29 protein-coding genes, 2 pseudogenes and 1 riboswitch are annotated in these 26,490 nt (G+C 68.9%); of the genes and pseudogenes, 13 read left to right on the top strand and 18 right to left on the bottom strand.

Annotated features, from left to right (window positions below):
* The first annotated feature begins 4 nt into the window (after nt 1–4).
* Both QO034_RS15510 and QO034_RS15505 read left to right on the top strand, forming a co-directional pair.
* Complete coding sequence (locus QO034_RS15510) at nt 5–706, top strand: CbtA family protein (RefSeq protein ID WP_284486439.1); 702 nt, start codon at nt 5–7, stop codon at nt 704–706.
* Nucleotides 707–781: 75 nt separating this feature from the next.
* Nucleotides 782–1,276 (top strand): hypothetical protein, encoded by a 495-nt coding sequence (locus tag QO034_RS15505; protein ID WP_284486438.1) that lies wholly within the window; start codon nt 782–784, stop codon nt 1,274–1,276.
* Nucleotides 1,277–1,282: 6 nt separating this feature from the next.
* On the opposite strand, the gene QO034_RS15500 is transcribed toward QO034_RS15505, so the two are convergent.
* The 7 genes and pseudogenes from QO034_RS15500 to cbiE all read right to left on the bottom strand — a co-directional run bounded on the left by QO034_RS15500 (nt 1,283) and on the right by cbiE (nt 6,239).
* Nucleotides 1,283–1,618: a DUF1636 family protein gene (locus QO034_RS15500; protein WP_284486437.1), complete on the bottom strand. Its 336-nt coding sequence runs from the start codon at nt 1,616–1,618 to the stop codon at nt 1,283–1,285.
* The gene (gene cobF, locus QO034_RS15495; RefSeq protein ID WP_284486436.1) at nt 1,611–2,342 is read right to left on the bottom strand and encodes a precorrin-6A synthase (deacetylating); all 732 of its coding nucleotides are present in this window, start codon (nt 2,340–2,342) and stop codon (nt 1,611–1,613) included. The genes QO034_RS15500 and cobF overlap by 8 nt, the downstream gene beginning before the upstream one ends.
* Before the next feature lie 127 nt (nt 2,343–2,469).
* A pseudogene (locus QO034_RS15490) lies at nt 2,470–2,607 on the bottom strand (SAM-dependent methyltransferase); the annotation flags it as partial.
* A complete protein-coding gene (locus QO034_RS15485; protein WP_284486435.1) occupies nt 2,604–3,908 on the bottom strand; it encodes a cobyrinate a,c-diamide synthase in 1,305 nt (434 codons plus the stop codon). The gene QO034_RS15485 and the pseudogene QO034_RS15490, both read right to left, overlap by 4 nt.
* Nucleotides 3,908–4,696, bottom strand: coding sequence for a precorrin-4 C(11)-methyltransferase (gene cobM, locus QO034_RS15480; protein ID WP_284486434.1), 789 nt, complete (start codon nt 4,694–4,696; stop codon nt 3,908–3,910). The genes QO034_RS15485 and cobM overlap by 1 nt, the downstream gene beginning before the upstream one ends.
* The gene (locus QO034_RS15475; RefSeq protein ID WP_284486433.1) at nt 4,693–5,055 is read right to left on the bottom strand and encodes a cobalamin biosynthesis protein; all 363 of its coding nucleotides are present in this window, start codon (nt 5,053–5,055) and stop codon (nt 4,693–4,695) included. Before QO034_RS15475 ends, cobM begins: the two co-directional genes overlap by 4 nt.
* Complete coding sequence (cbiE, locus tag QO034_RS15470) at nt 5,052–6,239, bottom strand: precorrin-6y C5,15-methyltransferase (decarboxylating) subunit CbiE (RefSeq protein WP_284486432.1); 1,188 nt, start codon at nt 6,237–6,239, stop codon at nt 5,052–5,054. Before cbiE ends, QO034_RS15475 begins: the two co-directional genes overlap by 4 nt.
* Between cbiE and QO034_RS15465 the strand changes: the two genes are divergently transcribed.
* The gene (locus QO034_RS15465) at nt 6,238–6,993 is read left to right on the top strand and encodes a cobalt-precorrin-6A reductase (RefSeq protein ID WP_284486431.1); all 756 of its coding nucleotides are present in this window, start codon (nt 6,238–6,240) and stop codon (nt 6,991–6,993) included. The genes cbiE and QO034_RS15465 overlap by 2 nt on opposite strands.
* Here QO034_RS15465 and cobJ read toward each other — a convergent pair.
* From cobJ to QO034_RS15430, 7 genes are all read right to left on the bottom strand, one after another.
* Nucleotides 6,966–7,718, bottom strand: a complete 753-nt coding sequence (gene cobJ, locus QO034_RS15460; RefSeq protein WP_284486430.1) for a precorrin-3B C(17)-methyltransferase — start codon at nt 7,716–7,718, stop codon at nt 6,966–6,968. The genes QO034_RS15465 and cobJ overlap by 28 nt on opposite strands.
* Nucleotides 7,715–8,443 (bottom strand): precorrin-2 C(20)-methyltransferase, encoded by a 729-nt coding sequence (locus QO034_RS15455; RefSeq protein WP_284486429.1) that lies wholly within the window; start codon nt 8,441–8,443, stop codon nt 7,715–7,717. The genes cobJ and QO034_RS15455 overlap by 4 nt, the downstream gene beginning before the upstream one ends.
* A complete protein-coding gene (locus tag QO034_RS15450) occupies nt 8,440–9,069 on the bottom strand; it encodes a precorrin-8X methylmutase (protein ID WP_284486428.1) in 630 nt (209 codons plus the stop codon). Before QO034_RS15450 ends, QO034_RS15455 begins: the two co-directional genes overlap by 4 nt.
* Nucleotides 9,070–9,072: 3 nt before the next feature.
* Nucleotides 9,073–10,200, bottom strand: coding sequence for a cobalamin biosynthesis protein CobG (locus QO034_RS15445; protein ID WP_284486427.1), 1,128 nt, complete (start codon nt 10,198–10,200; stop codon nt 9,073–9,075).
* Complete coding sequence (cobN, locus tag QO034_RS15440) at nt 10,197–13,475, bottom strand: cobaltochelatase subunit CobN (protein WP_284486426.1); 3,279 nt, start codon at nt 13,473–13,475, stop codon at nt 10,197–10,199. Before cobN ends, QO034_RS15445 begins: the two co-directional genes overlap by 4 nt.
* Before the next feature lie 65 nt (nt 13,476–13,540).
* The gene (gene cobW / locus QO034_RS15435) at nt 13,541–14,596 is read right to left on the bottom strand and encodes a cobalamin biosynthesis protein CobW (protein ID WP_284486425.1); all 1,056 of its coding nucleotides are present in this window, start codon (nt 14,594–14,596) and stop codon (nt 13,541–13,543) included.
* 3 nt (nt 14,597–14,599) lie between these two features.
* Nucleotides 14,600–14,992, bottom strand: coding sequence for a DUF1636 domain-containing protein (locus QO034_RS15430; protein WP_284486424.1), 393 nt, complete (start codon nt 14,990–14,992; stop codon nt 14,600–14,602).
* Between the two features lie 84 nt (nt 14,993–15,076).
* Nucleotides 15,077–15,286: riboswitch (cobalamin riboswitch) on the bottom strand.
* A 37-nt stretch (nt 15,287–15,323) separates the two neighbouring features.
* On the opposite strand from QO034_RS15430, the gene cobO reads away from it, so the two are divergent.
* Both cobO and QO034_RS15420 read left to right on the top strand, forming a co-directional pair.
* Nucleotides 15,324–15,950, top strand: coding sequence for a cob(I)yrinic acid a,c-diamide adenosyltransferase (cobO, locus tag QO034_RS15425; RefSeq protein WP_284486423.1), 627 nt, complete (start codon nt 15,324–15,326; stop codon nt 15,948–15,950).
* A 45-nt stretch (nt 15,951–15,995) separates the two neighbouring features.
* Nucleotides 15,996–17,468, top strand: a complete 1,473-nt coding sequence (locus QO034_RS15420; RefSeq protein ID WP_284486422.1) for a cobyric acid synthase — start codon at nt 15,996–15,998, stop codon at nt 17,466–17,468.
* A gap of 167 nt (nt 17,469–17,635) precedes the next feature.
* Here QO034_RS15420 and QO034_RS15415 read toward each other — a convergent pair.
* Nucleotides 17,636–17,813: pseudogene (locus QO034_RS15415) on the bottom strand (IS21 family transposase); the annotation flags it as partial.
* 27 nt (nt 17,814–17,840) lie between these two features.
* Here QO034_RS15415 and QO034_RS15410 point away from each other — a divergent pair.
* Genes QO034_RS15410 through QO034_RS15390 form a run of 5 tightly spaced genes read left to right on the top strand, consistent with a single transcriptional unit; the run spans nt 17,841 to nt 20,826 of the window.
* Nucleotides 17,841–17,966 (top strand): hypothetical protein, encoded by a 126-nt coding sequence (locus QO034_RS15410; RefSeq protein WP_284486421.1) that lies wholly within the window; start codon nt 17,841–17,843, stop codon nt 17,964–17,966.
* 5 nt (nt 17,967–17,971) lie between these two features.
* On the top strand, nt 17,972–18,325 hold the full coding sequence (locus tag QO034_RS15405; protein WP_284486420.1) for a VOC family protein: 354 nt from the start codon (nt 17,972–17,974) through the stop codon (nt 18,323–18,325).
* A gap of 13 nt (nt 18,326–18,338) precedes the next feature.
* Complete coding sequence (locus QO034_RS15400) at nt 18,339–19,115, top strand: LamB/YcsF family protein (RefSeq protein WP_284486419.1); 777 nt, start codon at nt 18,339–18,341, stop codon at nt 19,113–19,115.
* Nucleotides 19,112–19,816 (top strand): 5-oxoprolinase subunit B family protein, encoded by a 705-nt coding sequence (locus QO034_RS15395; protein ID WP_284486418.1) that lies wholly within the window; start codon nt 19,112–19,114, stop codon nt 19,814–19,816. Before QO034_RS15400 ends, QO034_RS15395 begins: the two co-directional genes overlap by 4 nt.
* Nucleotides 19,813–20,826: a 5-oxoprolinase subunit C family protein gene (locus QO034_RS15390; RefSeq protein WP_284486417.1), complete on the top strand. Its 1,014-nt coding sequence runs from the start codon at nt 19,813–19,815 to the stop codon at nt 20,824–20,826. The genes QO034_RS15395 and QO034_RS15390 overlap by 4 nt, the downstream gene beginning before the upstream one ends.
* Before the next feature lie 86 nt (nt 20,827–20,912).
* On the opposite strand, the gene QO034_RS15385 is transcribed toward QO034_RS15390, so the two are convergent.
* Complete coding sequence (locus tag QO034_RS15385; RefSeq protein ID WP_284486416.1) at nt 20,913–21,269, bottom strand: transmembrane 220 family protein; 357 nt, start codon at nt 21,267–21,269, stop codon at nt 20,913–20,915.
* Nucleotides 21,270–21,378: 109 nt separating this feature from the next.
* On the opposite strand from QO034_RS15385, the gene QO034_RS15380 reads away from it, so the two are divergent.
* The 3 genes from QO034_RS15380 to QO034_RS15370 are packed head-to-tail and all read left to right on the top strand — an operon-like array spanning nt 21,379 to nt 24,611.
* Nucleotides 21,379–22,584 carry a 3-dehydroquinate synthase gene (locus tag QO034_RS15380; RefSeq protein WP_284486415.1) on the top strand — a complete coding sequence of 402 codons (1,206 nt, stop codon included), beginning with the start codon at nt 21,379–21,381 and terminating at the stop codon, nt 22,582–22,584.
* A complete protein-coding gene (eboE, locus tag QO034_RS15375; protein ID WP_284486414.1) occupies nt 22,585–23,772 on the top strand; it encodes a metabolite traffic protein EboE in 1,188 nt (395 codons plus the stop codon).
* Nucleotides 23,769–24,611, top strand: a complete 843-nt coding sequence (locus QO034_RS15370) for a UbiA family prenyltransferase (protein WP_284486413.1) — start codon at nt 23,769–23,771, stop codon at nt 24,609–24,611. Before eboE ends, QO034_RS15370 begins: the two co-directional genes overlap by 4 nt.
* Nucleotides 24,612–24,648: 37 nt before the next feature.
* On the opposite strand, the gene QO034_RS15365 is transcribed toward QO034_RS15370, so the two are convergent.
* Nucleotides 24,649–26,034, bottom strand: a complete 1,386-nt coding sequence (locus tag QO034_RS15365) for an alkaline phosphatase family protein (RefSeq protein ID WP_284486412.1) — start codon at nt 26,032–26,034, stop codon at nt 24,649–24,651.
* Nucleotides 26,035–26,048: 14 nt separating this feature from the next.
* Nucleotides 26,049–26,468 carry a hypothetical protein gene (locus QO034_RS15360; RefSeq protein WP_284486411.1) on the bottom strand — a complete coding sequence of 140 codons (420 nt, stop codon included), beginning with the start codon at nt 26,466–26,468 and terminating at the stop codon, nt 26,049–26,051.
* Nucleotides 26,469–26,490: the final 22 nt, after the last annotated feature.

Below are 26,490 nucleotides of genomic sequence, written 5' to 3'. Positions count from 1 at the left end.
ACCGATGTTCACCCGTCTGCTGACCAGCGCGTTGTTCGCTGGTGCTGTTGCAGGGCTGATTGCCGCCCTTCTGCAGCTATTTTTCGTGCAGCCCGTGCTGCTTCACGCCGAACTCTACGAGGGCGGCGAACTCGTGCATTTCGGCGCCGCCTCCTCCGTTTCGGCGCATCCGGAACTGGGCGGAATCGACCCTGTCCGAGATGGGCTGAGCGTGATCTTCACCATGCTGGTCTACTCCGGCTACGGGATGATGCTGGTGGCCCTGATGGCTCTGGCGCAGAGCCGCGGCGCCCGGATCGACGCGCGCTCCGGGCTGGTCTGGGGCATGGCCGGCTTCATCGCTGTGCATCTTGCCCCTGGTTTCAGCCTCGCACCCGAAGTGCCCGGCGTCGCCGCCGCCGATATCCATGCCCGTCAGGCCTGGTGGTTCGTCACCGCGATCGCCGCCGCCGTGGCGCTTTGGCTGATCGCCTTCGGGGGTAACTGGGCTGCCTGGGGCGCCGCCGTGGTGCTGCTTCTGGCGCCACACGTGATCGGCGCGCCGGAACCGGACGTGTTCACCGGCCCGGTGCCCACCGAGATCGGCGCGCTCTTCGCCGCGCGCGCCTATGGGGTAGGCCTGGCGGCCTGGGTCATGCTCGGTGGTCTTGCGGGCTATTTCTGGTCGCGCGAAAGCGTGGCGGCCGGCCGGGCACAGACGGCCTGATCCGCGTCGCAAAACCTGGCCCGGACCCGCGATCGGCAAGTCCGGGCCGTTTCATTTCCAGCGGCAGGACAGGACATGGACCGCTCCATTCCCCTTCTTCTCATCGGTCTCGTCTTCGGCGGCGGCCTCGGCTTCACCATTGCCGCCGCCAACGGGATCACGCTGGATGGCCATGATCATGAGGGTCACGGCCGGTACGCCGGGCATGTAACGGAGTCCGCCGCGGGGCACGCCCATGACACCCCCCTGGACCTGGAGGCCGGGGCGAATGCACCCAGCCTTGAGGTCGAAGTTTCGCGGGATCCGGCCAGCGGTTGGAACCTGCACATGAAGACAGCGAACTTCCGCTTCTCGCCGCAGAACGCCAGCCGGAAACATGTGGCCGGCGAGGGCCATGCGCATGTCTACATCGACGGCGTGAAGCTCGGCAGGTTCTATGGCCCGTGGGTACATCTGGACGGTCTGCCGGAGGGTGCCACGGAGATCGAGGTGACATTGAATGCCAACGATCACCGGCCGCTGACGGTGGGCGGCACGCCGGTGGCGCAGACCCTTGCCCTCGGCGAATAGGCGGCCTCACAGTGCCGGAACGCGGCCCTTGAGGCAGTGGCGCAACCGACCGCAGGGGCGGGCGTCGTCGATCCAGCCGTCCGGTGCGGCAAGGTAGCAGCGCAAAGTGGCGACGATGTCGCTTGCGTCCTCTTCCGGCGCGATTCCGGTGAAGAAATAGGTCGCGCGCCCGGCGGACTGGATCGCCAGCGCCACCGGATCGGCACAACCGTTCATGCAGCCTCGGGCCTCGAGTCGCACCTGCGCAGGCAGGTCGGCTTCCGCCAAAAGGCGGCGCAGGCTGCTCCAGTCGGCCGAACGCTCGCAATTGGCGCAGAGCCAGAGGGCGACCCGGTTAGCCACGGCGCAGCAGATAGGTGTCCATCAGCCAGCCATGGCGGGCGCGCGCCTCGGCGCGGGTGGCGATGATCCGGGGGGTGGCCTCGGCCAGGGGCCCGCTGTCGAGCGTCTGCCCGGGCATCCCGAGGAAGGCGCCCCACCAGATATGCAGAGCTTCCGGCGGCAGGTGCTGAAAACTGCATTCACCGTCGAGCATCACCACCACCGTCTCGGACCCCTCGGGCCAGCCCCCCTCGCGCAGGCGGCGCCCCGTGGTGACGGTGACGGTGCCGTTCACGGTGTTGAACGGGATCGCGTGGGCCGCGGTGAGCGCCTGGAGCGCGGTGATGCCGGGGATCACACGGACGGCAGGCGCCGGCGCGAGACGGGCGGCGATGCGCAGGGTGCTGTCATAAAGGCCCGGATCGCCCCAGACGAGCAATGCGACAGGGCCGGCGGGCGCTTCGGAAAGCGCGGCCTGCCAGCGGCGGGCGATCGCGTCGTGCCAGGCCGCGACGCGTTCCGCATAGGGCAGGCTTCCATCCCGCACCGGCATGTCGAATTCGATGACGCGCGCCTCGGCGGCGGCTTCGCGCAGGATGTCATGGCGCAGGTGGGCGAGGTCTTCCTTGCCTTCTCCCTTGCGCGGGATCAGCACGCAGGCGGCCTGGCGCAGGGCGGCCATGCCTTCCAGCGTCACGTGGCCGGGGTGGCCGGTGCCGATGCCGATGAGCCAGAGGTCAGTCATAGCCGACACCCATCCCTGCGAGCGGACCATAGAGGATCAGCGCCGGCGCGGTGCCGATCTCTCCTGCCAGCCGCTCGGCCAGTCCGGTTACGGTACTCCGGCAGATCGTCTGCTCGGGGGTGGAAACGGCTTCGGCCAGGATCGGGCCGGAAGAGAGATCATTGAAGAGCACCGCCTCGGCGCGTTGCAGACGGTCCACGGCCTTGAGGGTCAAGAGCTTCGGGTCGCCGGGACCGGAGCCGACGAAGGAGACGAAGCCGGTCATGCCTCCTCCCGGGTGATGAGGTGGAAGAAGGTGCCGGTGACATGGCCGCGACGCGATCCTGTCTCGGGCACGGCGTTGCCATCGGCATCGGCCACTTGCGCGAGTGGAGCATCAGGCTGTTCGATTATCGTGGAGTAATGAAACTCGTGGCCGCGCAGGGCGGTGCCTCCGGCATGGCCCGGCATCGGGGCAGAGAGCACGGCGCGGCGGTAGCCGAGGTGGAACTTGCGCTTCTCGTAACTGGTGACGAGGCCGAGGAGGCCGGCCATCCGGTGGCGGGTGCCGTCCTTGTCGATCAGGGCTTCGCCGAGGGCCATGTAACCGCCGCATTCACCGTGCACGGGGCGGGTCTGCGCGTGCGCACGGAGACCCTTGCGGAAGGTCTCGGCGGTGGCGAGACGACCGGCGTGCAACTCGGGATAACCGCCGGGGAGCCAGAGGACATCGGCCGAAGGATCGGGCGCCTCGTCGGCGAGCGGTGAGAACGGCAGGATTTCGGCCCCGGCGGCCCGCCAGCCTTCGAGCAGGTGCGGATAGGTGAAGGAAAAGGCGGCGTCCTGCGCCAGCGCGATCCGCTGCGCAGGCGGGGCGGGCAGAGCCGAGGGGGGCGGCAGGGGCGCCCCGGCGGCGGCGTCGCGCAGCGCGGCGAGGTCGACATGCGCGCGCAGGAAGGCGGCGTAGCCGGCGATTGCGGCCTCAAGATCGGGATGCTCGACCGCCTGGATCAGCCCGAGGTGGCGCTCGGGCAGTGCCAGGTCGCCGCGCCGGGGCAACACGCCCAGCACCGGCAGTCCGGCCCGTTCCATCCCCAGCCGCGCCAGCCGTTCGTGGCGGGGCGAAGCGCACCGGTTGAGGATGACGCCGGCGAAAGGCAGCTCGGGCATGTAGCGGGCAAAGCCCAACGCCGTGGCGGCGGCAGATTGCGCCTGGCCGGATATGTCGAGCACCAGGACCACGGGCCAGCCCATGCGGCGGGCCGTTTCGGCTGAGGAGCCGAAGCCCTGCTGGCCACGGGTGGCGACGCCGTCATACAGGCCCATCGAGCCTTCGGCCACGCATATGTCGGCCCCCTCGGCCCGTGCGGCCACCGCGTTCAGAAGCCTCTCGCCCATCGCCCATGTGTCGAGGTTGAAGGAAGCCCGCCCGGAGGCGGCGCGATGAAAGGCCGGGTCGATGTAATCGGGGCCGGATTTGAAGGGCTGCACGGTCAGGCCATCCTCCGCCAGCGCCCGCAACAGGCCCAGCATCACCGTGGTCTTGCCGGTGCCCGAGGAGGGCGCGGAGACGAGCAGACCGCGCATCAGTCTTCCTTCCAGCCCTGCCAGGGGCTCCCGGCGCTTTGCGGGCGGTAGCGGCGGTCGTAATCCACCGAGTAGAGGCAGCTTTCGTCAAACCCCTCGCCTGCCAGCGCGGGGCCGACGAGGATGAGCGTGGTGCGGGTGATGCCGGCGCCCACCCGGTTTCCGATATCGGCCAGCGTGCCACGGATGATCTGCTGATCGGGCCAGCTGGCGCGGTAGACCACGGCGACGGGGCAATCGGGGCCGTAGGCGGGCGAGAGGTCGGACACCACGCGGGACAGGTTTTGCACCGAGAGATGAATGGCCAGGGTCGCGCCGGTGGCCGCGAAATTGGCAAGCGTCTCGCCCTCGGGCATCGAGGAGGCGCGGCCCGGCGTGCGGGTGAGCACCACGGATTGGGCGAGGCCCGGCAGGGTCAGCTCCGCGCCGAGTGCGGCGGCGGCGGCGGCAAAGGCGGGCACGCCGGGGGTAACCGAAACGGGGATCCCGAGCGCCCGCAGCCGGCGCATCTGCTCGCCCATGGCGGACCAGACGGACAGGTCGCCCGAATGCAGGCGGGCGACGTCGTGGCCGGCGGCATGGGCCGCCTCGATCTCGGCGATGATGGCGTCGAGATCCATCGGCGCGGTGTTGACGATCGTCGCCCCCTCGGGGCAATGGGCGAGCAGCGCCTCGGGCACAAGGGATCCGGCATAGAGGCAGACCGCGCAGCTGGCGATGATGTCGCGGCCGCGCAGGGTCAGCAGGTCGGGCGCGCCGGGGCCGGCGCCGATGAAGTGGACGGTCATAGAGAGGCTCCTTGGGCGATGGCACAGGTGGCCATGCGGTCGGGCGAGATGGCTCGAGTGGCGATGAGCCGCGCGCCGGGGCCTGCGGCGGCCAGCGCGGCGGCTTCGGCGAGAGAGCCGGTTGCGCGGGCTGCTTGCGAGGCGTGCGAGCGGGTGGCGGTGGGCTGGGCGGCAAGGGCGTCGGACCCGATGGGGTGCACTGGCAGCGCGAGGGACGCGGCAAGGGCGCGGAACGCGGGGGTTTCGGCCTTGTCTGTGGCGGTGGCCAGCGCATCGGGGCGCGCGCCGGTGGCGGCGAGGGCGGCGGCGAGGCTTTCGGCGCTTGTGGCTGCCCGGAACCCGAACCCGGCGACGATCATGGCGCGCAGCTCCACTGCACCACCGGATAGGCCGCCTTCCAGCCGCGCTTGCGGCCAAGGGGGGCGGCCTCCGACAGCTCGATCCGCAGGAGACTGCCGCCGAGGCGGGCGTTGGCGTCGGCGAGCAGGGCCTCGCTTTCCAGCGTGACGGCATTGGCGACGATACGGGCCCCGATGCCTTCGACCGTTTCCAGCAGCTCGGCAGAGAGGCCGCCGCCGATGAAGATTGCGTCGGGCGCAGCAAGGCCGGCGAGGGCCTCGGGAGCGCGCCCCTCGATCACCTCCAGCCGATCCACGCCCAGCCGTCCGGCGTTCTCGCGGATCCGCGCGGCGCGGCCGGGGTCGGCTTCGATGCTGGTCGCCTTGAGCGAAGGGTGGGCGAGCAGCCATTCTATGGCGATGGAGCCGGAACCGCCGCCGATGTCCCACAGGTGCTCGCCGGGGCGCGGGGCAAGGGACGAGAGCGTGAGCGCGCGGATGATGCGCTTGGTGATCTGGCCGTCGTTGGCGAAGAGATCATTGGGCCGGCCCGAGGTGAGCGTGAGCGCCTTGCCGCCCTGGGGTGCGATGGCGGCGACGAGCGGATGGGCGAAGGGTCCGGCGGGCCGACTCTCGGCAGTGGCCTCGGTGATCCGCTCGCGCGGGCCGCCCAAGGCTTCCAGCAGGACCAGGCGGGAGGGGCCGAAGCCTTCCGCGCGCAGATAGTCTGCCAACGCCGCGACCGCCGCCCCGTCGCGCAGGGTGGCAATGATCCGGGCGCCGGGGGCGAGATGCGGACGCAGACGAGAGAACGGCGCGGCATGGTTGGCCAGGCAGATGGTGGATTCCAGCGGCCAGCCGAGGCGGGCGGCGGCCAGAGAAAAGCACGAGAGACCGGGGAGGCTGCGCCACTCTCCCGCCGTCAGCACCTGGGTGATGGTGCTGCCCGCGCCATGCCAGAAGGGATCGCCCGAGGCCAGCACCGCGACGGCGCGACCGCGCAGGGCGAGGAGTATCGGGAGACCATCGGCAAAGGGCACGGGCCATTCGATGCGCTCGGCCTTCAGTTCGGGCAGCAGCGCCAGGTGACGCGGCGGGCCCATGACGATTTCGGCGGCCTCCAGCGCGGCGAGGCTTGCAGGCGGCAGCCCGTCCGGCCCATCTTCGCCCAGACCGATGATCGTGAGCCAGGGAGCATCAGACATGAGGACGAACCTTCTGATCCTCGGGGGCACCAGTGAGGCGACGGCGCTGTGCAAGGCCGTGGCGGAGGCGGGCTTGAAAGCCACGCTCTCGCTGGCGGGCCGGGTCGATCGCCCGCTGCGCCAGCCGCTGCCGATGCGCGTGGGCGGCTTTGGCGGCGCGGCGGGGCTGGCGAGCTACCTCGCGGAACAGGCCGTGACCCATGTGGTCGACGCGACCCACCCCTTTGCCGCGCAGATGAGCGCCAATGCGGTGGCGGGTTGTCTGGAGGTCGGCGTGCCTCTGATTGCGCTGACCCGCGCGCCCTGGGTCGCCGGGCCGGGAGATGACTGGTGGCAGGTGCCCGACATCGCCGGTGCGGTGGAGGCGCTGCGCGGGCCGCGGCGGAGCGTGATGCTGGCTGTGGGGCGGATGCATCTGGCCGCGTTCGCCCCCAACCCGCAGCACCGCTACCTGCTGCGCCTCATCGACCCGCCCGTGGCGCCCTTGCCCTTTCCCGAGGCCGAGGTGGTGGTCGGCCGCGGACCGTTCAGCGCGGCGGGCGACCGGGCCCTGATGGAGCGGCACGGGATCGAGCTGGTGGTGTCGAAAAACGCGGGCGGACTGGGTGCGGTGGCCAAGATCCACGCGGCCCGCGCCCTCGGTCTGCCGGTGATCATGATCGACCGGCCCGCCCTGCCGCTCCGGAGAGAAGTCCATGGGGTGGCCGAGGTGATGGCGTGGCTCGCTCATGGCTCCACCGACCTTGGCGTGTAGACGAAGGGGGCGCCGCTGCGGGGGATGACCCGCGTCTGCGATGACCCGATCAGCACGACGGTGCGCATGTCGGCCATGTCAGGGGAGCACTCGGGCAGTGGCACGATGGTGAGGCGCTCGTCCGGGGTGGCGACCGCGCGGGCAAAGATCACCGGACGGGCATCGCCACAGGCCTCGCGCAGCACCTCCAGCGCGCGGGCAAAGCCCTCGGGGCGGGACCTGGAGCGCGGGTTGTAGAAGGCCATGACGAAATCGGCCTCTGCCGCGAGGCGCAGACGCTTCTCGATCAGTGGCCAGGGCTTGAGGTTGTCGGAGAGATTGATGGCGCAGAAATCATGCCCCAGAGGCGCCCCGGCGCGGGCGGCGGCGGCGAGCATGGCGGTGATGCCGGGGAGCACGCGGATGTCGAGATCGCGCCACGCGGGGTCGCCCGCTTCCACCGCTTCGAAGACCGCCGAGGCCATGGCGAAAACCCCTGGGTCGCCGGAGGACACCACCGCCACCCGGCGGCCGGCGGCGGCCAGTGTCAGCGCGTGGCGGGCACGGTCCAGTTCCACCCTGTTGTCGGAGGCGTGTTTGGTGAGGCCAACACGATCAGGCACGCGGGCGACATAGGGAATGTAACCGATGACGTCCTGCGCCCCGGAGAGCGCGCCGGAGACCTCGGGCGTGACCAGCGCATCGTCGCCCGGCCCGAGGCCCGCGATCACCAACCAGCCACTCATGGCCGCCGGCCCTGCCCGTGGACGAGGATGATGGAGAAGTACGGCACGTTTGCCACATCGGCCCCGGCCAGCCGCCGCACCTGCTGGCCGGGCATGGCGGCGTATTCGACCAGCCAGGCACGATCATACAGGCCGGCGCGGCGCAGGGCGCGGCAGACCTTTTCGAAGTTGCGGCCGATCTTCATGACCACCAGCGCATCGGTGGTGGTCATGCGGGCGGCGAGGTCTTCTTCCGGCAGGGTGCCCATCAGAACCGTCAGCACATCGTCGCCCCAGGTGATCGGCGCGGCGCTCGCGGTCCAGGCGGCGGACATGCCGGTGATGGCGGGCACCACCTCGACCGGCACCTGCCCGCAGAGCCGGGTGTAGAGGTGCATGAAGGAGCCGTAGAAGAACGGATCGCCCTCGCAGAGCACCACCACATCCTCGCCGGCGCGGGCCAGGGCGGCGAGGTGTTCGGTGTTCGTTGCATAGAAGGCAGCGAGCTGGCGGTTGTACTCGGGGTCGCCCAGCGGGATCTCGGTGGTGACAGGGTAATTCATCGGATGCTCGGTGGCGCCCTCGAGGATCAGCCCTTCGACGATCTGCCGGGCCTTCCCCTTGCGCCCGGCCTTGCGGAAGAAGGCCACATGGCGCGCCCCGCGCAGCAGCCGGTCGGCGCGGACGGTCATCAGATCGGGGTCGCCGGGACCGAGACCGAGGCCGTATATCGTGCCCGCGCTCACTCGGCCCGGCTCGCGATGGCGTTGATGGCGGCGACGGTGATGGCGCTGCCGCCCAGCCGCCCCTCGACCACGCAGCAGGGCACTGGCTGCCCGGCCCAGAGCGCGGCCTTGCTTTCGGCAGCCCCCACAAACCCCACCGGGCAGCCGATGATCGCGGCGGGGCGCGGGCAGGCCGGGTCTTCGAGCATGTTCAGCAGGTGAAAGAGCGCCGTGGGCGCGTTGCCGATGGCCACCAGCGCCCCCGCAAGACGGTGCCGCCAGAGCTCCAGCGCGGCGGCGGAACGGGTGTTGGACATGGATTTGGCCAGCTCGGGCACCGAGGGGTCGTGCAGGGTGCAGATCACCTCGTTCTCCGCCGGGAGCCGGGGCCGGGTGACGCCCTCGCTGACCATGCGGGCATCGCAGAGCACCGGCGCACCGCCCTTTAGCGCCGCGCGGGCCGCAGAGGTGAAGCCGGGGGAAAAGCGGATGAACTCTTCCAGCCCGACCATCCCGGCGGCATGGATCATCCGCACGGCCACCTGCTCCTCATCCCTGGCAAAGCGGGAAAGATCGGCCTCGGCGCGGATGGTCGCAAAGCTCTCGGCATAGATCGCCGCGCCGTCTGTTTCGTAACTATGTGGCATCGATCAGAAACCTTCCTCCACGATGCGCTCGGGCGACAGCCCGATGCGGCAAGGCTCATCCCATGCATGGCCGTTCTCGACAAGATCGAAATGCCCCGCGCGGCCCACCAGCACCCATGCCGCCGGGCGGGCGCGGGCGCAGCCCTTGGCGCAGCCGGAGACGTGCAGCCGCCGGGTGGCAAAGGGCGCGAGGCGGCGGGCGAGCTCCATGGTGGCAACAGTCGCCTGTGGGCAGTAGGGCGCACCGGGACAGGCATCGACGTTCAGGAGCGGCGAAGGCCGTGTCAGAAAGCCGGGCGGGTCGGATACCTGGACATCAGGCAGAAACAGTCGCCGTTCCAGCGTCAGCCGGAGGCGGCTGGCAGAGCTGTGCTCCAGCAGGCCGGTCATGTCGGCCGCCTCGATCTTGCCGAAGGGCACGGCAAGCAGGGTGCCGCCGGCCAGCGCGCCGGGCCGAGGCGGCGTGACGGCGGGGCGTGGCGGGGTGTTGGCCCATGCTCCGGGCAAGGGCTGATGGGCGAGGTGGCGGCGCATGCGCCCCTGTGAGGGGCCGCCGGTGGTGGCGAACCACGCGGCCAGCTCCATCAGCGCCCTCATGGCGCTTGCCTCTGTCACGGGCCGCCCGAGGGGGCTGCCATCGGCCCGCAGTATCAGCCCGCCGCGCCGATCCAGCTCGAAGCGGATGTCGGCGGAGCCCTCGCCAAGAAGGCCCCCGGTCCCGGTGTCGAGTGCGAAGCCAATCTTGGAGGGCAGATCGGGCAGGCGCGACAGGGTGGCGAGCAGGGCATCGTGCAGGCGGTGGGTCAGGTCGCCCGCCTGCCATGTGGGGGGCATGAGAATGTTGCGGACAGTCTCGACGGCGGGGTCGGTGTCGATCAGCCCGAGGTCGTCGAGGGCGCGCAGGAGCGCGGGATGATCCCCCTCCGTGACGCCCCGGATTTGCAGGTTGGCCCGCGAGGTGAGGTCAAGCACGCCGTTGCCGTAGCGCCGCGCCAGGTCACAGAGCGCAAGCGCCTGTGCCTTGGTCAGCTCCGCCCGAAAGGGGCGGACGCGCACCACCAGCCCGTCGCCCGACATCATCGGGCGATGCGCGCCGGGGCACCAGCCGCGCACGAGGGGGACCGCGCTCATTCGCCCGGCTCCGGCTCAGCCAGAACCGAGTTGCGGCGGGTCTGCCAGAGGCCCGCATCCAGCAGGGCGCGAAAGCGTCCCTTCATGGCGGCCAGCGCCTCGGGGTTGGCCTCTTCGAGGAAGGCAGCCACCTCCGCATCGCCCAGGGTCGCCTCGTGGTAGAGGTCGAAGAGATGGGGCGCCACCACGCCGGCGAGGTGAGCAAAACTCGCCATGTGGTCGAGCGTGGCGGCGATCTCGGCGGCCCCGCGAAAACCGTGCGCGCGCATCCCCGCGATCCAGGCGGGATTGGCGGCGCGGGCCTGCACCACGCGGGCGATCTCCTCGGGGAGTGCGCGGGCGCGGGGGCGGGCGGGATCGGTGTTGTCGAGGTGGTAGAGGGCCGCCTTGCCGCCGGTGACGGCTTGGGCGGCGGCAAAGCCGGCTTCATGGGCGGCGTAATCGGCGGCGAGCAGCAGGTCGGTCTCGGGCAGGTCTTGTGGGTGGACGAATGCCTCGGCCCCGGCGACGCGGGCGTGGAGCCCCGCCGCATCCCGCGTGACCGCCTCCCCGTCGAGCGCCCAGGCCGAGGCGGCCAGCCAGGCCTCGCCCGCGGCGCGGCGGCTCTCCTCGGAGTAGTCTTCGAGCGCGGCGGTCATGCCGAGGCCGAAATGGCCCGGCGCGGGCCCGTAGACGCGGGGACTGGCCTCGCGGCCTGCATAGGGGTTCCATTCCGGGGTCTCGTCGCGCTCGGTGAGGGCGCGGACGGCGCTGGAGAAGAGTGCGGAGAGGGCCGGAAAGACATCCCGAAAGAGGCCGGAGACGCGGAGGGTGACATCGAGGCGGGGGCGGTCGAGCTCGGCGATGGGCAGCACCTCGATGCCGGAGACACGTTCCGATCCCTCGTCCCAGACCGGCTTGCAGCCGAGCAGGTGCAGCGCCATGGCAAATTCCTCGCCGGCGGTGCGCATGGTGGCCGAACCCCAGAGATCGACGATGAGGCCGCGCGGGTAGTCGCCCTCGTCCTGGAGGTGGCGGCGCACCAGTTCCTCGGCCAGCTTGACGCCCTGGGCATGGGCTGCGCGGGTCGGCACCGAGCGGGGATCGGTGGTGTAGATGTTGCGGCCCGTGGGCAGCACGTCGGTCCGGCCCCGGTAGGGCGAGCCGGAGGGGCCCGCGGCGATGCGCTTTCCGTTCAGCGCATCGAGCAGCGATTGGCGCTCGGCCTGCACCGAGGCCCCGGTCTCGAAGGGTGCGCCGGGCCGGGCGGGGCGGCCCCAGATGTGCAGACCCTCACCGAACTGGCTCTCTTTCACGTCGCAGACGAAGCGGTCGATCCGGGTGATCGCATCCGCCGCAGAGGTAGCGGTATCGAGGCCGAGATCGGCCTCCACCCCCAGCGCCTGCGCCTCGTCGCGGATGGAGGCCTGCAGCCGGTCGCGGCGTCTGGGGTCGAGCCCGTCGGCGTTGGAAAACTCGTCGAGCAGCGCCTCCAGCCGGGCCAGCCGGGTGGGGGTGCCCGAAGCCTTCAGTGGCGGCGGGAGGTGGCCGAGTGTCACCGCCCCGATCCGGCGCTTGGCCTGCGCCGCTTCGCCCGGGTCGTTGACGATGAAGGGGTAGATCACCGGCAGGCTGCCCGTCAGCGCCTCGGGCCAGCATTCGGCCGAGAGGGCGACGGATTTGCCGGGCAGCCATTCGAGCGTGCCGTGGGCGCCGATGTGGATGAGCACATCCACCTCGCGCTGGAGCCAGAGGTAGAAGGCCACATAGGCGTGGCGCGGGGTGCGGGAGAGATCGTGGTAATCGTCGGCGCGGCTGTGCGGCGTGCCGCGCTCGGGTTGCAGGGCGACGAGGGCGTTGCCCCGGCGGGTGAGGGCGAAGTGGAAGGCCGCGCCGTGGCAATCCGGGTCGTCTTCGGGGGCGCCCCAGGCGGTGGAGAGAGCGTTTCGGAGGGATTGCGGGAGGTCGGCAAGAGCCGCGAGATAGGCTGCGAGGGGCCAGCTTGCGGTTTCGGTCTGCAACGCATCGGTGAGGGGTTGGTGGGTATCCTCCCTCCCGCAGCTGAGGTCTTCAAGGATCGCTTCCACCGAGGCGGGCGCGTCGAGGCCCACGGCGTGGCCCATCTGCCAGTTCTTGCCGGGGTAGGTGGAGAGCAGCAGCGCGATGCGGCGCTCTTGCGGTGCAAGCCGGGCGAGATGCAGCCAGCCCCCGACACGGGCGACGGTGGCGGCGATGCGCTCGGCCTCGGCGCGGTGGGCGAAGCGGGAATATTCCAGCTTTGGGTCGCGCTTGCCCGGCTCCTTGAAGGAGACGACGCCGCCCATGATCCGCCCATCCACCTCGGGCAGCACCACATGCATGGCGAGGTCGGCCGGCGAGAGCCCGCGCGCGGCCTCGGCCCAGGCCTTGCGCCGGGAGGTGGCGAGCGCCACCTGAAACACCGGCACATCGCCCACGTCGAGCGGCGAGCTGCCCCCCTCGGCGCGGCCCGAGAAGGCGGTGGCGTTGACGATGGCGTCCGGGGCGAAGGCCGAGACCCGCTCGCGCAGCCATGCCGTGGCCTCGGGGGCCTTGAGCGAGGGGGCGTAGAGCGCCAGCACTTCGTGGCCCCTGGCCTCGAACCCCGCGATCAGAGCCTCGATCGGCGCCGTGTCGGCGGCGACGAGGTATGAGCGGTAGAAGGCGATGAGGACGCGGCTGCCCGCCTTGGGGCCATGCTCGGGCTGGAACACTCCGCGCGCGGGCGACCACGCACCCATCGATGGCAGCGCCTTGGAGCCGGGAACGGGGCCGGCGTAGAGCCCGGCAGCGAGCGCCATCTGCGCCAGTGCCACCTGCGAAGCCACGACACCGCCGGTGTCGCAGAGCTGCGCGAGGCGGCGGAGCGTGGAGACCGGCAGCGTTGAAACCTCGTCGAGCCGGGGATCAGGGCGGCCATCGGCGGGCAGGACGGCGAGGGCGATGCCCTTCGCCTCGGCCAGCGCACGCACCTGCTGGAGCCCGTAGGTCCAGTAGGGCACGCCGCCGATCAGACGGATGAGGATGCCCTTGGCCCCCTCCAGAGTGGCCTTGACATAGGTATCGACAGAGAGCGGGTGCTTCAGCGCCGTCAGGTTGGCGAGCCGCAGGGTGGGCAGGCCGTCCTCTGCGCCGCCGCCGCGATGCCAAGCCTCCGCGAAGGCGCCAAGGTCGCTGTCGGAAAACGACAGCACCACCAGCTCGGCTGGGCTTTGGCCGAGGTCTGTTGGCGTCTCGCTTTCTTCGAGGCCGTGGCTTTCGCGGAAGATCACATGCATGGGCGCATCATCCAGGGAGGTTGGGCGGGGCGGTGGCCGGCGGTGGGCAGATCGCCACCCCTAGGTCATTCTGCTGCCTCGGCGACAATCCCGAGGGCGGTGCGGATCGCGGCTTCGTCGATGTCGTCATGCTCGGCGATCACCACGAGCTTGCCCTGCCGGCCTTCGCCAACCGCCCATGGCCGATCATACTGGTGGCGCACCCGGGCGCCCACGGCCTGCACCAGAAGCCGCATCGGCTTGCCGATGACGGCGGCGTAGCCTTTCACCCGCAGAATGTTGTTCTCCTTCGCCAGCCCTTCGATGACCCTCACCAGAACGGCCGGATCGGACAGTTCGGGGATCTCCACCGCGATGCTCTCGAAATCGTCGTGGTCGTGAACATGGGGCGTGTCGTGATGGCTGGGGCGGGCCTCCATGTCGTCTTCCGCCGCGGCCTCGAGCCCGAGAATCACGCGGGGGTCCACCACCCCCTCGGCGACCTCGACCACCGGGATCGGGCGGGGGGCCTCGGCGGCGATGATCTCGCGCGCTTTCGCCACGCCCTCGGGACCCGCCAGATCGGGCTTGGTGAGCAGGATGATGTCGGCGCAGGAGATCTGATCCTCGAACACCTCCGAGAGCGGGGTCTCGTGGTCGATGCTCTCGTCGGCCAGACGCTGGGCATCCACCGCGGCCACGTCGGGCGCGAAGCGGCCCGCCGCCACGGCTTCGGCGTCCGCCAGGGCGATCACGCCGTCGACGGTGATCTTCGAGCGGATATCGGGCCAGTCGAATGCCTTGAGCAGCGGCTTGGGGAGCGCCAGGCCGGAGGTTTCGATCAGGATGTGATCGGGGCGCGGATCGAGCTTCATCAGCGCCTCGATGGTGGGGATGAAATCATCGGCCACGGTGCAGCAGATGCAGCCGTTTGCCAGCTCGACGATATTCTCGGCCGGGCAATCGGGGATGGCGCAGCTCTTGAGGATATCACCATCGACGCCGACGTCGCCGAACTCGTTGACCACCACGGCAAGGCGCTTGCCGCCGGGGTTCTGCATCAGCTGGCTGATCAGCGTGGTCTTGCCGGAGCCGAGAAAGCCGGTGATGACGGTGACGGGGAGCTTGGCGAGATCGGCCATGGGTCAGTCCTCCTCAAGGGGATCGGGGAAATTGGCAGGCGGAATGCGGGCGACACAGTTGCGCTTGAAGTGGTCGGGCCGCTCCCGCCAGGGGATCAGCCCGTCGGCGGTGGCGGCGTAACGGGCAGCGCCGTCGAGCAGGGTCTCGACCGCCTCCACCTCGTCAACGTTGCCGTAGACATAGATCCAACGGGTGCCGCCCCGCAGGGCGATCGTGCAGCCGTAGTCGCAGTTCTGAAGGCATTCGACGGCGCGGAGCCGCACGCCCTCAGGCGCCCCGGCTTCGGTCAGGCGGTCATATAGCCTGCGTCCGGGGCGGCGGTCGTCACCCAACGGGTTCTCCGGCCCCTGTCGGCACTTGATGCAGACCAGCAATTCGGTTTCGGCCACGCTCACTCGGGCTCCAGTCCTGCTTGGCGGGGAATGCGTGCAGGCGTGCCGCGCTAGGCAAGGCCCGACACCGGCACACCCCGTCCGGTTGGTTCTTACGTCAGGCTGGCAGGTCTCCCGGCTTGCGGATCCCGGAGGCGGAGCCTCCGGAGCCACTCCGCCTTCCCGGCATCAAAGCCAGTGGCATGGAGCGGCGTATCCGGTCACGGTCGCGGGGGCGGCTGCGCTTGACCCGGTGGCCCGGGCTGGCGCATTCCCTTTTCACCTGTTTACACAGGCACCAGCACCGGGCCAGATGCGCCCCAAAACGCCGCGATGTCAAGTGAAGGAGCGCAGCATGCCGGAAATAGACGCCGAGGCCGAGGTCAACGCCCGCCACAGCGAGAAGATGAAGAAGATCAAGGCCGCGCGCGACCGGATGATGGAGGGCAAGACCGAGGAGAAGGGCCTTGTCATCGTCCATACCGGAAAGGGCAAGGGCAAGTCGTCTTCGGGCTTCGGGATGATTCTGCGCTGCATCGCCCACCAGATGCCCTGCGCGGTGGTGCAGTTCATCAAGGGCAACTGGGTGACCGGCGAGGCGCAGATGATTCAGGGCCGCTTTGCCGGGGAATGCCGCTTCTTCATCTCGGGCGAGGGTTTCACCTGGGAAACCCAGGACCGCGAGCGCGACATCGCCGCCGCCCGCAACGGATGGGAGATCGCCAAGGCCCAGATTCTCGACCCCGAGGTGCAGTTCGTCCTGCTTGACGAGATCAACATCGCCCTGCGCAACGACTATCTCGACATCGACGAGGTCGTGGACTTCCTGCTGCACGAGAAGCCGCGGATGACCCATGTGTGCCTCACCGGGCGCAACGCCAGGCCCGAACTGATCGAAGCGGCAGACCTTGTGACCGAGATGACGTTGATAAAGCACCCGTTCCGGGATGGGGTGAAGGCGCAGAAGGGGGTGGAGTTTTGATCGGTGTCGGCGGGGCGTGTGCGCAGCACCGGTCATGAACGACCGATGACCGGCTCCCTCATGATCCAGGGCACGGGCTCGAACGTGGGCAAGTCGATGCTCGTTGCCGGGCTGTGCCGGGCGGCCCGGCGTCGCGGGCTTTCGGTGGCGCCGTTCAAGCCGCAGAACATGTCCAACAACGCCGCCGTCACGGCCGATGGCGGCGAGATCGGCCGGGCGCAGGCGCTGCAGGCGATGGCCTGCGGGTTGCCGCTTCATACCGACATGAACCCCGTTCTCCTGAAGCCCGAGACAGACGTGGGCGCGCAGGTGATCGTGCAGGGCAAGCGGCTGACCACGGCGCGGGCGCGGGACTATTACAAGCTGAAGCCGCAGCTGCTGGAACGGGTTCTGGAGAGCTACGCCCGTCTGCGCGTGGCCCATGACCTCGTGATCGTCGAGGGCGCGGGCAGCCCGGCGGAGGTGAACCTGCGGCGCGGGGACATCGCCAACATGGGCTTTGCGCGGGCAGCAGGCGTGCCGGTGGTGCTGGCGGGCGATATCGACCGGGGCGGCGTGATCGCCCAGATCGTCGGCACCCAGGCGGTGATCGACCCTGCGGATGCGGTGCTCATCAAAGGCTTTCTGATCAACAAGTTCCGGGGTGACCCGGCGCTCTTCGATGATGGCTACCACATGATCGAATCGCGCACCGGCTGGCGCGGTTTCGGTGTGGCGCCGTGGTTCCCCGGGGCCTGGAAACTCCCCGCCGAGGATGCGCTTGATCTCGATGCGCCCCGGCGTGCCTCCGGGCTGCATGTCGTCTGCCTCTGCCTCTCCCGCATCGCCAATTTCGACGATCTCGACCCTCTGGCGCAGGAGCCGGGCGTGCGGCTCACCATGCTCGGCCCCGGCCGCGCCATTCCGGGCGATGCCGACGTGGTGATCCTGCCCGGCACCAAATCCACCCGTGGCGACCTTGCCTTCCTGCGCGCGCAGGGCTGGGAAGGCGACCTCGCCGCCCATCTGCGCCGCGGCGGCTATGTGCTGGGGATCTGCGGCGGCTACCAGATGCTCGGGCGCCGCGTGGCGGATCCCGACGGGATCGAGGGCGACGCCGGGGAGGATGCCGGGCTATCGCTGCTGGACATCGACACTGTGATGACGGCGGACAAGCGGCTGATCGAGGTTCAGGCCGTGCATGCAGCCAGCGGCGCGGGGTTTCGCGGTTACGAGATCCACATCGGCCGGAGCGAGGGTCCCGACCGCGCGCGCCCCTTCGCCCATGTGGCGGGGATCCCCGAGGGGGCCGTCAGCGTTAGCGGGCGGGTACAGGGCAGCTACCTGCACGGCATGTTCCGCGACGATGCCTTCCGCGCGGCCTGGCTGGCCGATTTCGGCATCGCCTCGATGGCGGGCTATGATGCGGGCGTGGAGACCACGCTGGACGCCTTGGCCGACCACCTGGAAGAACATCTCGATGTCGGGGGCCTGCTGGAATTGGCCGGTCGGCCGTTGGCCAGTGCCGCCTCCGGCTGATCCCAATCGGTTTCGGTTCCCGGCAGGCCGAGGCGGAGCCATCCCCCGGAAAACGGAAAGATGGGCGACCAGACGCGGGCGCGGGCCCAAAGGTCCGGCGGCGCCAGTTACGACCGGTTGATTTCACGCTAAATCAGAGAACGTTCGACGCCGGCCTCGTCGGTCTGCTTGCGGTCGATCAGCCTGTGGAGCAGGTTCAGGATGTACGTCTTGGTCGGCACGCCGGCTTCCGGCGCCAGCTCCACGGCATACAGAACGGCGTCTTCGTCATGGTGGAGCAATCTGGCGAGAGGGGCGCAGGGCACCGGGTTTGCGCTGGATCACCGCCAGATAGTGCCGCCAATCCTAGATAACCCTGGCCGGATCGGCGTCATGGTGAACAACGCGGGCATCTGCCCGGTCGCGGATTTCCTCGATGTCACCGAAGAGCAATCCGACCGCACCCTGGCCGTGAACCTCAAGGGCGGCCTGAACTACACCGCTCCGGTGAAGGAGTGACCGCGATGAACCCGGTCTTCCGCAAACTGCATCACATCTGTATCGTGGTACACGATATCGACAAGTCGAAGGTCTGCCATGAATCCATCGGCATCGGGCCTTGGGTCGACTATCCGCCGCTGTCGGAATACACCGATCTTGATGTTCCCAACCCGGAGGCATTCAGCCAGATGAAATACCGCGTCTGCAATCCGCCGAACACGCAACTGCAACTCTGCCAGCCGCCCGAGGCGGCGGCGAAGATACCGGTCATGATGTCGGGCCGGCGGCGGAACCGGACCGGCTTCACCTCTGTCGACAGGCTGGATGGCGCGGGCGTCGTCCTGTCGATCCGGGCCACCGGCAAGCCCGGTCGCTGACAGGAGGCCCGGCATGCAGATCGACCTCAATTCGGATCTGGGCGAAGGGTATGGTCCCTGGGCCATGGGTGACGACCGCGCGATGCTGGATCTCGTGACATCCGCCAATGTCGCCTGCGGCGGGCATGCCAGCGATCCGGACACCATGTTCGAGACGCTCACGCTGGCCGCGGAGCGCGGGGTCGTGATCGGCGCCCATCCCGGATATCCGGACCGGACCGGCTTTGGCCGGCGCGTGATTCCCATGGCCCCGGCCGAGATTTCACGCATGGTCGCCGCACAGGTCGGCGCGTTGCAGGCCCTGGCCGCCCTGGCGCGGGCGCAGGTCCGCTATGTAAAGCCGCATGGCGCCCTGGGAAACCTCGCGGCGGACGATCGTCCGGTCGCCGACGCCATCGTCGATGCGGTCCGCGTCCTTCCGGGCGAGCTGGCGATACTCGCCATATCCGGCAGCGAACTCGAACTGGCGGGGCGGGACGCCGGGCTTCGGGTCTATTCCGAAGTCTTCGCCGACCGTGCGTATCTGCCCAACGGGCGCCTGGTCCCGAGATCCCGCGAGGGTGCCGTGCTGCATGACCCCGAGGCCATTTCCGAGCGGCTGATCCGGTTTCTCGCGACCGGAAACATGCCCTTGCCCGATGGCGGCGGGATCGCCCTGGCGGCGGATTCGATCTGCGTTCACGGGGACACGCCGGGCGCTGTCGACATGGCGCGGCGAATCCGGGAAAGGCTCGCCGGAGCGGGTATTCTCCTCAAGCCCTTTGTCCAGGGGCGAGGCCGGTTGACATGACTGGCAGGGCGCGGGCGGAACAGCGCTTTCCCTGTTTCAGCCCGGTGGCCGAACATGGCCTGCTGGTCGAGTTCGGCGAGACGATCGATCGCGAAACGAATGCCCGCGTGCGGCAGCTGGACGAGGCGCTCGCGGCCGATCCGTTCGACGGTTTCCTGGAATCGGTGCCGGCCTACGCGAGCCTTCTGATCCACTTCGATCCGCTGATCTGCGATCACGGATCGGTCCGGCAGCAGGCGCTGCGCCGGATCGGCGGGGAGAGCCGGCCCGATGCGACTCCCGGATCGCAAGAGGTGCTTGTCTGTTATGACGGCGATTTCGCCCCGGACCTGGAAGCGGTCGCGACCGCGTGCGGATTGAGCCGCGACGACGTCATCGCCGCCCATCTCGCCGGCAGGTATGACGTGTTCATGTATGGCTTCGCCCCCGGCTACGCCTATCTCGGGGGGGTTCCGGACCGCATCCGCCTGCCGCGAAAACCGGTCGCGGTGCGCGACGTGCCCGCCGGCAGCGTGCTGATCGCCGGGCCGCAATGCCTTGTCTCGACGCTCACCATGCCGACCGGCTGGTGGATCATCGGCCGGTCGCCGACCCGGATCCTGACGCAGGACGAATCCCGGCCGTTCCTGTTCGACGTCGGCGACCGTGTCCGCTTCCGCCGGATCGGCCGGACGGAACTGGAGGCCGGTGTCGTCGCATGAACACGGCGGTTGTCTCTGTTTCCCATGCCGGGCCGCATGTCTCGATCCAGGACGCGGGACGCCGCGGGTTGATGCGGTTCGGGGTGCCGCAATCCGGGCCGATGGACCGGCTGGCCCATGCCGCGGCGAACGCCGCGCTCGGCAATCCGGCCGGTTCGGCCGCAATCGAGGTGTCGCTTGGCGGGCTGGCGCTGGAATGCCTGTCGGGCCGGGTCAGTTTCGCAATCGCCGGCGGCGCATTCGCCATCGACCACGCCGGGCAGCGGCGGGCGTCCTGGACCGTGGCCACGTTGGATGCCGGCGACAGGCTTGCGATCCGTCCCGGCGCGTCGGGAAGCTGGTGCTATCTCGCCTTTGCGGGCGCGCTTCAGGTGCCCCGGTGGCTGGGAAGCGCCGCCACCCATGCAATGTCCGGGTTGGGCGGTGGCCGGGTTGTCAGCGGCCAGAAACTGACGGTCGGAAATGCCGCCCGGCGGGACGACCGCGAAGGCGACATCCCCCGATGGCAGAACCCGCGGCCCGGCGGCGCGTTCCGGGCGACCATCGGTCCGCAGCAACGGTTCTTCGGCGCCGAGACCGTGTCCGCGTTCCTGAACGGCCCCTGGAGGATGAGCGACGCCCGCGACCGGATGGGCGCCCGGCTGACCGGGCCGCCCATCGAACCGCGTTCGACACTGGACATGCCGTCCGAAGCGATCCTGCGCGGGTCGGTGCAGGTCGCCGGCGACGGTGTTCCCACCGTCCTGCTTGCGGACCATCAAACCACCGGCGGCTATCCGAAGATCGCGGCGCTGCTCGATTGCGACCTCGACGATTTCGTCCAGCTCCGCCCGCAGGACCCGGTCGTGTTCCGGCAGGTGTCACCGGACGAGGCCGTGACCGAAGCCCGCGGCGCCGCATCCGCCAACCGGCGCTATCTCGACGCCATTTCCCGCCCGCGGGGCGGGCTGGATTGGCGGCTGCTGAACGAAAACCTGATCGGCGGGGTGGTAGATGCGTCGGGCGATTAGCGCCGCGGCCCGCCGCGCGACACCGTTTCGCCGCCGCCGGCTGTCAATACCGGAAACACACTGACGGCCGGCGCCTTGCCGGACATTCAGAGAGCCCTGCGTCGCGGTCTGACGGTCAGCCAGGCGACGGCGACGGCAAGCAGAACGATCATCATGCCCATGCCTTCGCGGGCGGTTTCGGTCTCCCACCAGACGTCCATGTGCCAGAACCCTTCGGTCCTGGGCCAGAACCAGGCAACGCCGAACGCCGACAGCGTAACCGAAGCGGTCAGAAGGCCGCGGACCAAGGCCGTTTCGAACACGCCGGGACGAAACGCCGCGAACCCGCACCAGATCGCCGCTACGCCGTAGATCGCGCCCCAGAACAGCGCGTCCGGGTCATTGTATTGGACCACGGCGAACAGCGCCATCAGCAGGCAGAGAACCGCGTTCACTATCCTCACCTCGCCCTCCTTGTCCGGGGTTGAGTAAGCCGTTAACGCCATCTAGTCTTGCAATTGTCCGCGGGTCAAGTTGCCCGCGGGCAATGCTGTCATTGCTGGGGAGGTTAGGATGAACAGCGAATCCGCCATGGGCCTGACCCATCGGCAGGATGCCACCGTCTACTGGCAGGAATTCTCGGTGCCCTACGTCTACCCCGTTGCCTTCGTCCGGGGATTGTTCGCGCCCGAGAACCCGCTGTTCGCGGATGTCCTTGCGCGCAAGGAACCGGCGAAACGCCACCGGTGCTTTTTCGTGCTCGACGAAGGCACGGTCCGGGCGATGCCGGGTCTCGTGCCGTCGCTGCTGGCCTATGCGCAGAGCCATTCCGACCGGATCGACCTGATCGCGGACCCGATGATCCTGCCCGGCGGCGAGATCGTGAAGAACGAGCTGGCCCATGTGGAGCGGATGCAGGACGCGATCCATGCCCATGCCATCGACCGGCATTCCTACGTCATCGCGATCGGCGGCGGCGCGATTCTGGACGCGGTCGGGCTGGCGGCGGCGACCGCCCATCGCGGGGTGCGCCATATCCGTGTGCCGACCACCGTCCTGTCCCAGAACGACAGCGGCGTCGGGGTCAAGAACGCGGTGAATTTCAAGGGCATCAAGAATTATGTCGGCACCTTCGCGCCGCCCTGGGCGGTCCTGAACGATTTCGAGTTCCTGGAACACCTGCCCCGGCGGGAACGCATCGCCGGCATCGCCGAAGCGGTCAAGGTCGCCCTGATCCGGGACCGCGATTTCTATCTCTGGCTCGAAGAGAACGCCGATGCGCTGGCCACTTTCCGTCCGGATGCCGAGGAACACATGATCCGGCGTTCCGCCGAATTGCACATGCGCCAGATCGCCCATGGCGGCGATCCGTTCGAACTCGGCTCTGCCCGGCCGCTGGATTTCGGGCACTGGTCGGCGCACAAGCTGGAGGCGATGACGCATCATCACGTCCGCCACGGCGAGGCGGTCGCCATCGGCATCGCGCTCGATGCGCGCTATTCCGTGCTGGCCGGCCTGCTGACGGAAGGCGAAGAGGAACGGATCGTCGTGCTGCTGGAAAACCTCGGGCTGCGGATCTGGCACCCGGCGCTGGAAAACGCCGCGCCGGGCGGCGAACTGGCGCTGCTGAAAGGCTTGGCCGAATTTCAGGAGCATCTGGGCGGCGAGCTGACGATCACGCTTCTGAAGGATCTGGGTGTTGGTCACGAAGTGCATCAGATGGACCTGGATCGGGTGCGCCAGGCGCTGGCATGGCTGAAGGCGCGGGAAAAAGCCTAGATGAAATTGCCCGGCGGGCTTGGCCACCTTACATATTGTCTGAACATCCACCCAACCCAGTCCTGGGCGGACATGCGCGCTGCGCTGGACGGGCCGGTGGCGCGGGTGCGGGCCGCGGTGTGCCCCGACGCGGATTTCGCGGTGGGTCTGCGCGTCTCGGCGCAGGCTCTCTCCGAACTGGACGATCCGGAAAACAGGCGTGCGTTCAGGCAGGTGATGGCGCGGCACGGCTATCGCGGGGTCACGGTCAACGGGTTCCCCTACGGCCCGTTTCACGGCACGCGGGTCAAGGAAGAGGTTTACCAGCCCGACTGGCGCAGCGCCGAACGGGTCCGCTACACGACCGCGCTGGCCGACCTGATGGCGGAGATCGCGCCCGAGGGCGAAACCGTCAGCCTGAGCACCGTGCCCGGAACCTTCAAGCCGCTGGCCGCCGGTGCCGAGACCGCCATGGCCGACAATTACCTGAAGGCGGTGGCGCACCTGGTCGGATTGCAGCAACGAACCGGGGTGACCGTTGCCCTGGCGATCGAGCCGGAACCGGCCTGTTTCCTGGAAACGATCCCCGAGACCGTCGCTTTCCTGCGCGATCACCTGTTCAGCGATGCCGCCGCGGCCCGGCTGGCCGAGATGACGGGCCTGGGCCGGGATGCCGCCGCGCGCGCGCTGCCGCGGCATCTGGGTCTCTGCTACGATGTCTGTCACGCGGCTGTGGAATACGAGGACCCGGCGGCCAGCATCGCGGCGCTGCGCGAGGTCGGCATACCGATCCACAAGCTGCAACTGAGCGCGGCGCTGCGCGTCCAGCGGATGGGGCAGGCCCAGCGGGACGCGCTCGCCGCCTTCAACGAACCGACCTACCTGCATCAGGTGATCCGCCGCACGCCGGAGGGCTTGAAAGCCCATGTGGATCTGTCCGAGGCTTTGGCGCTCGGAGACGCCACCGACGGCGAGGAGTGGCGGGTGCATTTTCACGTGCCCGTCTTCGTCGATGACCTTGGCCCGTTCGGGTCGACGCGGGATTTCCTCGACGAGATCCTGGCGATGCACCGGTCCGACCCGATTTCGCCGCACCTGGAGATCGAGACCTATACCTGGGATGTCCTGCCGCCCGCGCTGCGCAGCGCGACGGTGGACGAGGACATCGTGAAAGAAATGCGCTGGGTGCTGGAGCGATTGCAGCCATGACCTTCAAGACCGTTCTGACTCTCGGGCGGGTGTCCAACCTGCCGACAGTATGGACCAACGCCATCGCCGGGGCGGTCCTGGCCGGGCAGCCTTCGGTGGCGGTGATCGTCACCTCGGGCCTGGCGCTGTCGCTGTTCTATATCGGCGGCATGTGGCTGAACGACGCCTTCGACGCCGAGATCGACGCCCGCGAACGGGCGAACCGCCCGATCCCCAGGGGCGAGATTGCCGTCGGCACCGTGTTCGCCGTGGGCTTTGCCCTGCTTGGCGCCGGGATCGTGCTGGCCTTCACGCTCGGCGTTCTGGCCGGTGTTGCCGGGATCGCGCTGGCGGCGGCGGTGGTGCTTTATGACTGGCTGCACAAGCGCACGGCGCTCAGCCCGGTGATCATGGGGGCGACGCGGTTCTTCTGCTATGTCCTGCCTGCCGCGGCTGTAGGCAGCATCGGAGGGCCGGTCGTGTTCGGGGCGCTGGGGCTTCTGGCCTATATCGTCGGGCTGACCTATGCCGCCAAGCAGGAAGCCTATGACCGGCTGGATAGGGCCTGGCCGCTGGCGGTTCTGGCCGTGCCGCTACTTTACGGGCTTGTGCAGGCCATGCCCGGCGCGCTGGCGCTGTCGATCTGGGCCGGGTTGCTGGCGGTGGTTCTGGCCGCCCTGCGGCTGCTGTTCCGCCGCCGGAGGGGCGACGTGCCCAGGGCGGTGGTGACGATGATCGCCGGCATTTCGCTTTATGACGCGGTGCTGATCGCCGCTGCGGGACAGGCCGGTCTGGCCCTGCTGGCGGTCGTGGGCTTTGCGCTGACGCTGGTCTTGCAGCGCGTCGTATCAGGAACCTGACGCGCCGGATCGGATCGTTTCGGGGGCCTGACCGCGCCTAGTCGAACACATGGCGCAGGACGAGATCCTTGAACCCGGTGGCCTTCACATGACCTTCGGGCAGCATCCCGGCCTCGGATGAAATCACCAGCGGCCCGGCCATCGGATCGTCGGTGATCCGGCCGTGGGTGCCTTTGACCAGCCGGGTGTCCTTCGGCGAAATGATGTCGAGCAACTGGCGCTGACCCATCTTTCGTTTTGCCAGTTTCCAGCCTGCGGCCAGCTTCGGAAAGCGGATCTCGGGATCGACGAACAGTTCGACCGGATCGTAACCCGGCTTTCGGTGGATATCGACGGTGCGGGCGAAATCCGGCGCCTTGGCATCGTCCAGCCAGTAATAGTAGCTGAACCAGCGATCGGCGGCGCTGATCGCGACCAGATCGCCGGACCGGGGATGATCGAGACCATTGGCGCGCTTGCCCTCCGCATCCCAGACGCTTTCCACCCCGTCCAGCGATGCGATCAATTGTGCCACTTCCGCGATCCGGTCGGGGTTCCGGACATGGACATGGGCGATCTGGTGGTCGGCCATCGCAAAGGCTTCGGACGCGCCGGCGTCGAGGATCTCGCGGCCGAATTCCTCGGGCCTGACGGCAATCAGCCCGGCCCGGCGCAGCGCGCGATTGATATGGACCGCGTCCGTGGCCCTGGTGATCCCGTATTCCGATACCACGATCACCCGCTGCCCGGTGGCGTCCGCCTGTTCGATGAGCTCGCCGCAGAGCGCATCGATCTCCCGCAGGTCCTGCTGCAATCGTGGATGGCCGAGATCCGGGCCGAGACGCTGAAGGTTGTAGTCCAGATGCGGCAGGTAGGTCAGCGTCAGCGTCGGGTTCCGGGTCTGCATCACATGCAGAGTCGCCCTGGCGATCCAGTCCGACGAGGTGATATCGGCCAGCGGACCCCAGAACTTGAACAGCGGGAACTGGCCCAGCCTTGCGTCCAGTTCGTCGTGCAGTTCCGGCGGATAGGCGTAGTGATCGGGTATCTTGCGCCCGTCGGCGGGATACATCGGCCGGGGCGTCGCCGAATAATCCGCTGTAGAATACATGTTGTACCACCAGAACATCTTGGCGCAGGTGAAATCCGGATCGCGGCGCCGTCCGGCGTCCCAGATCTTTTCGCCGTGAACAAGCTGGTTGGGCTGCCGCCACAACAGGATCTCGGACAGGTCGCGGAAATACCACCCGTTCGCCACCGCGCCGTGGCCCGACGGCGGCAGGCCCGTGACAAGCGTCGACTGCACCGTGCAGGTGACGGCCGGGGTCACCGTGTCAAGGGGCCGCATGCCGCCCCTTTCGGCAAGTTTCGCCAGGTGCGGCGTGTGCGGACCGACAAGATCCGGAGCGAGGCCGACAACAAGGATGACGAGTGTATTGTGCATGGAGAACCTTGGCGTCAGGGGACCAGTCGAAAGATCTTGCCGGTCGATCCGAACGGCCCCGGCTCTTCACTGGTCGGTGTGTAAAGTTCCCCGGCGGCGTTGGTGGCATCGACCCTGGAATCGGGATGCAGCGCCTGCATGTCGGTGTATTCCGCCACCGGGATTTCGATTCGGCGGCCATTCGGGCCGATGGCCGAACAGGCGTCGGGGGGCCGGTCGCGCGGCTTCCGGCGATAAAGCCAACGGGTTTTGTCGCGCGGCAGCCCGCCGAAATTTCCCGAACCTTCGACCGCATGGATCCGGCCGTCGGTTGCGACATCCGGATGCGGCGCAAAGCCGGGCAGATCACGTTCTTCGAACCGCTGGTCCAGCACGGTCGGCCCCGCCGCCGGAACGATCATGGCGACCGGAAAATACCGCCGCATGTTCAGCATCGTCCTTCTCCTCCCCCGTTCG

The organism is Sedimentitalea xiamensis, from assembly GCF_030164465.1.
Classification (GTDB): Bacteria; Pseudomonadota; Alphaproteobacteria; order Rhodobacterales; family Rhodobacteraceae; genus Sedimentitalea; species Sedimentitalea xiamensis.
This window is presented reverse-complemented; position numbering and strand designations above follow the sequence as displayed.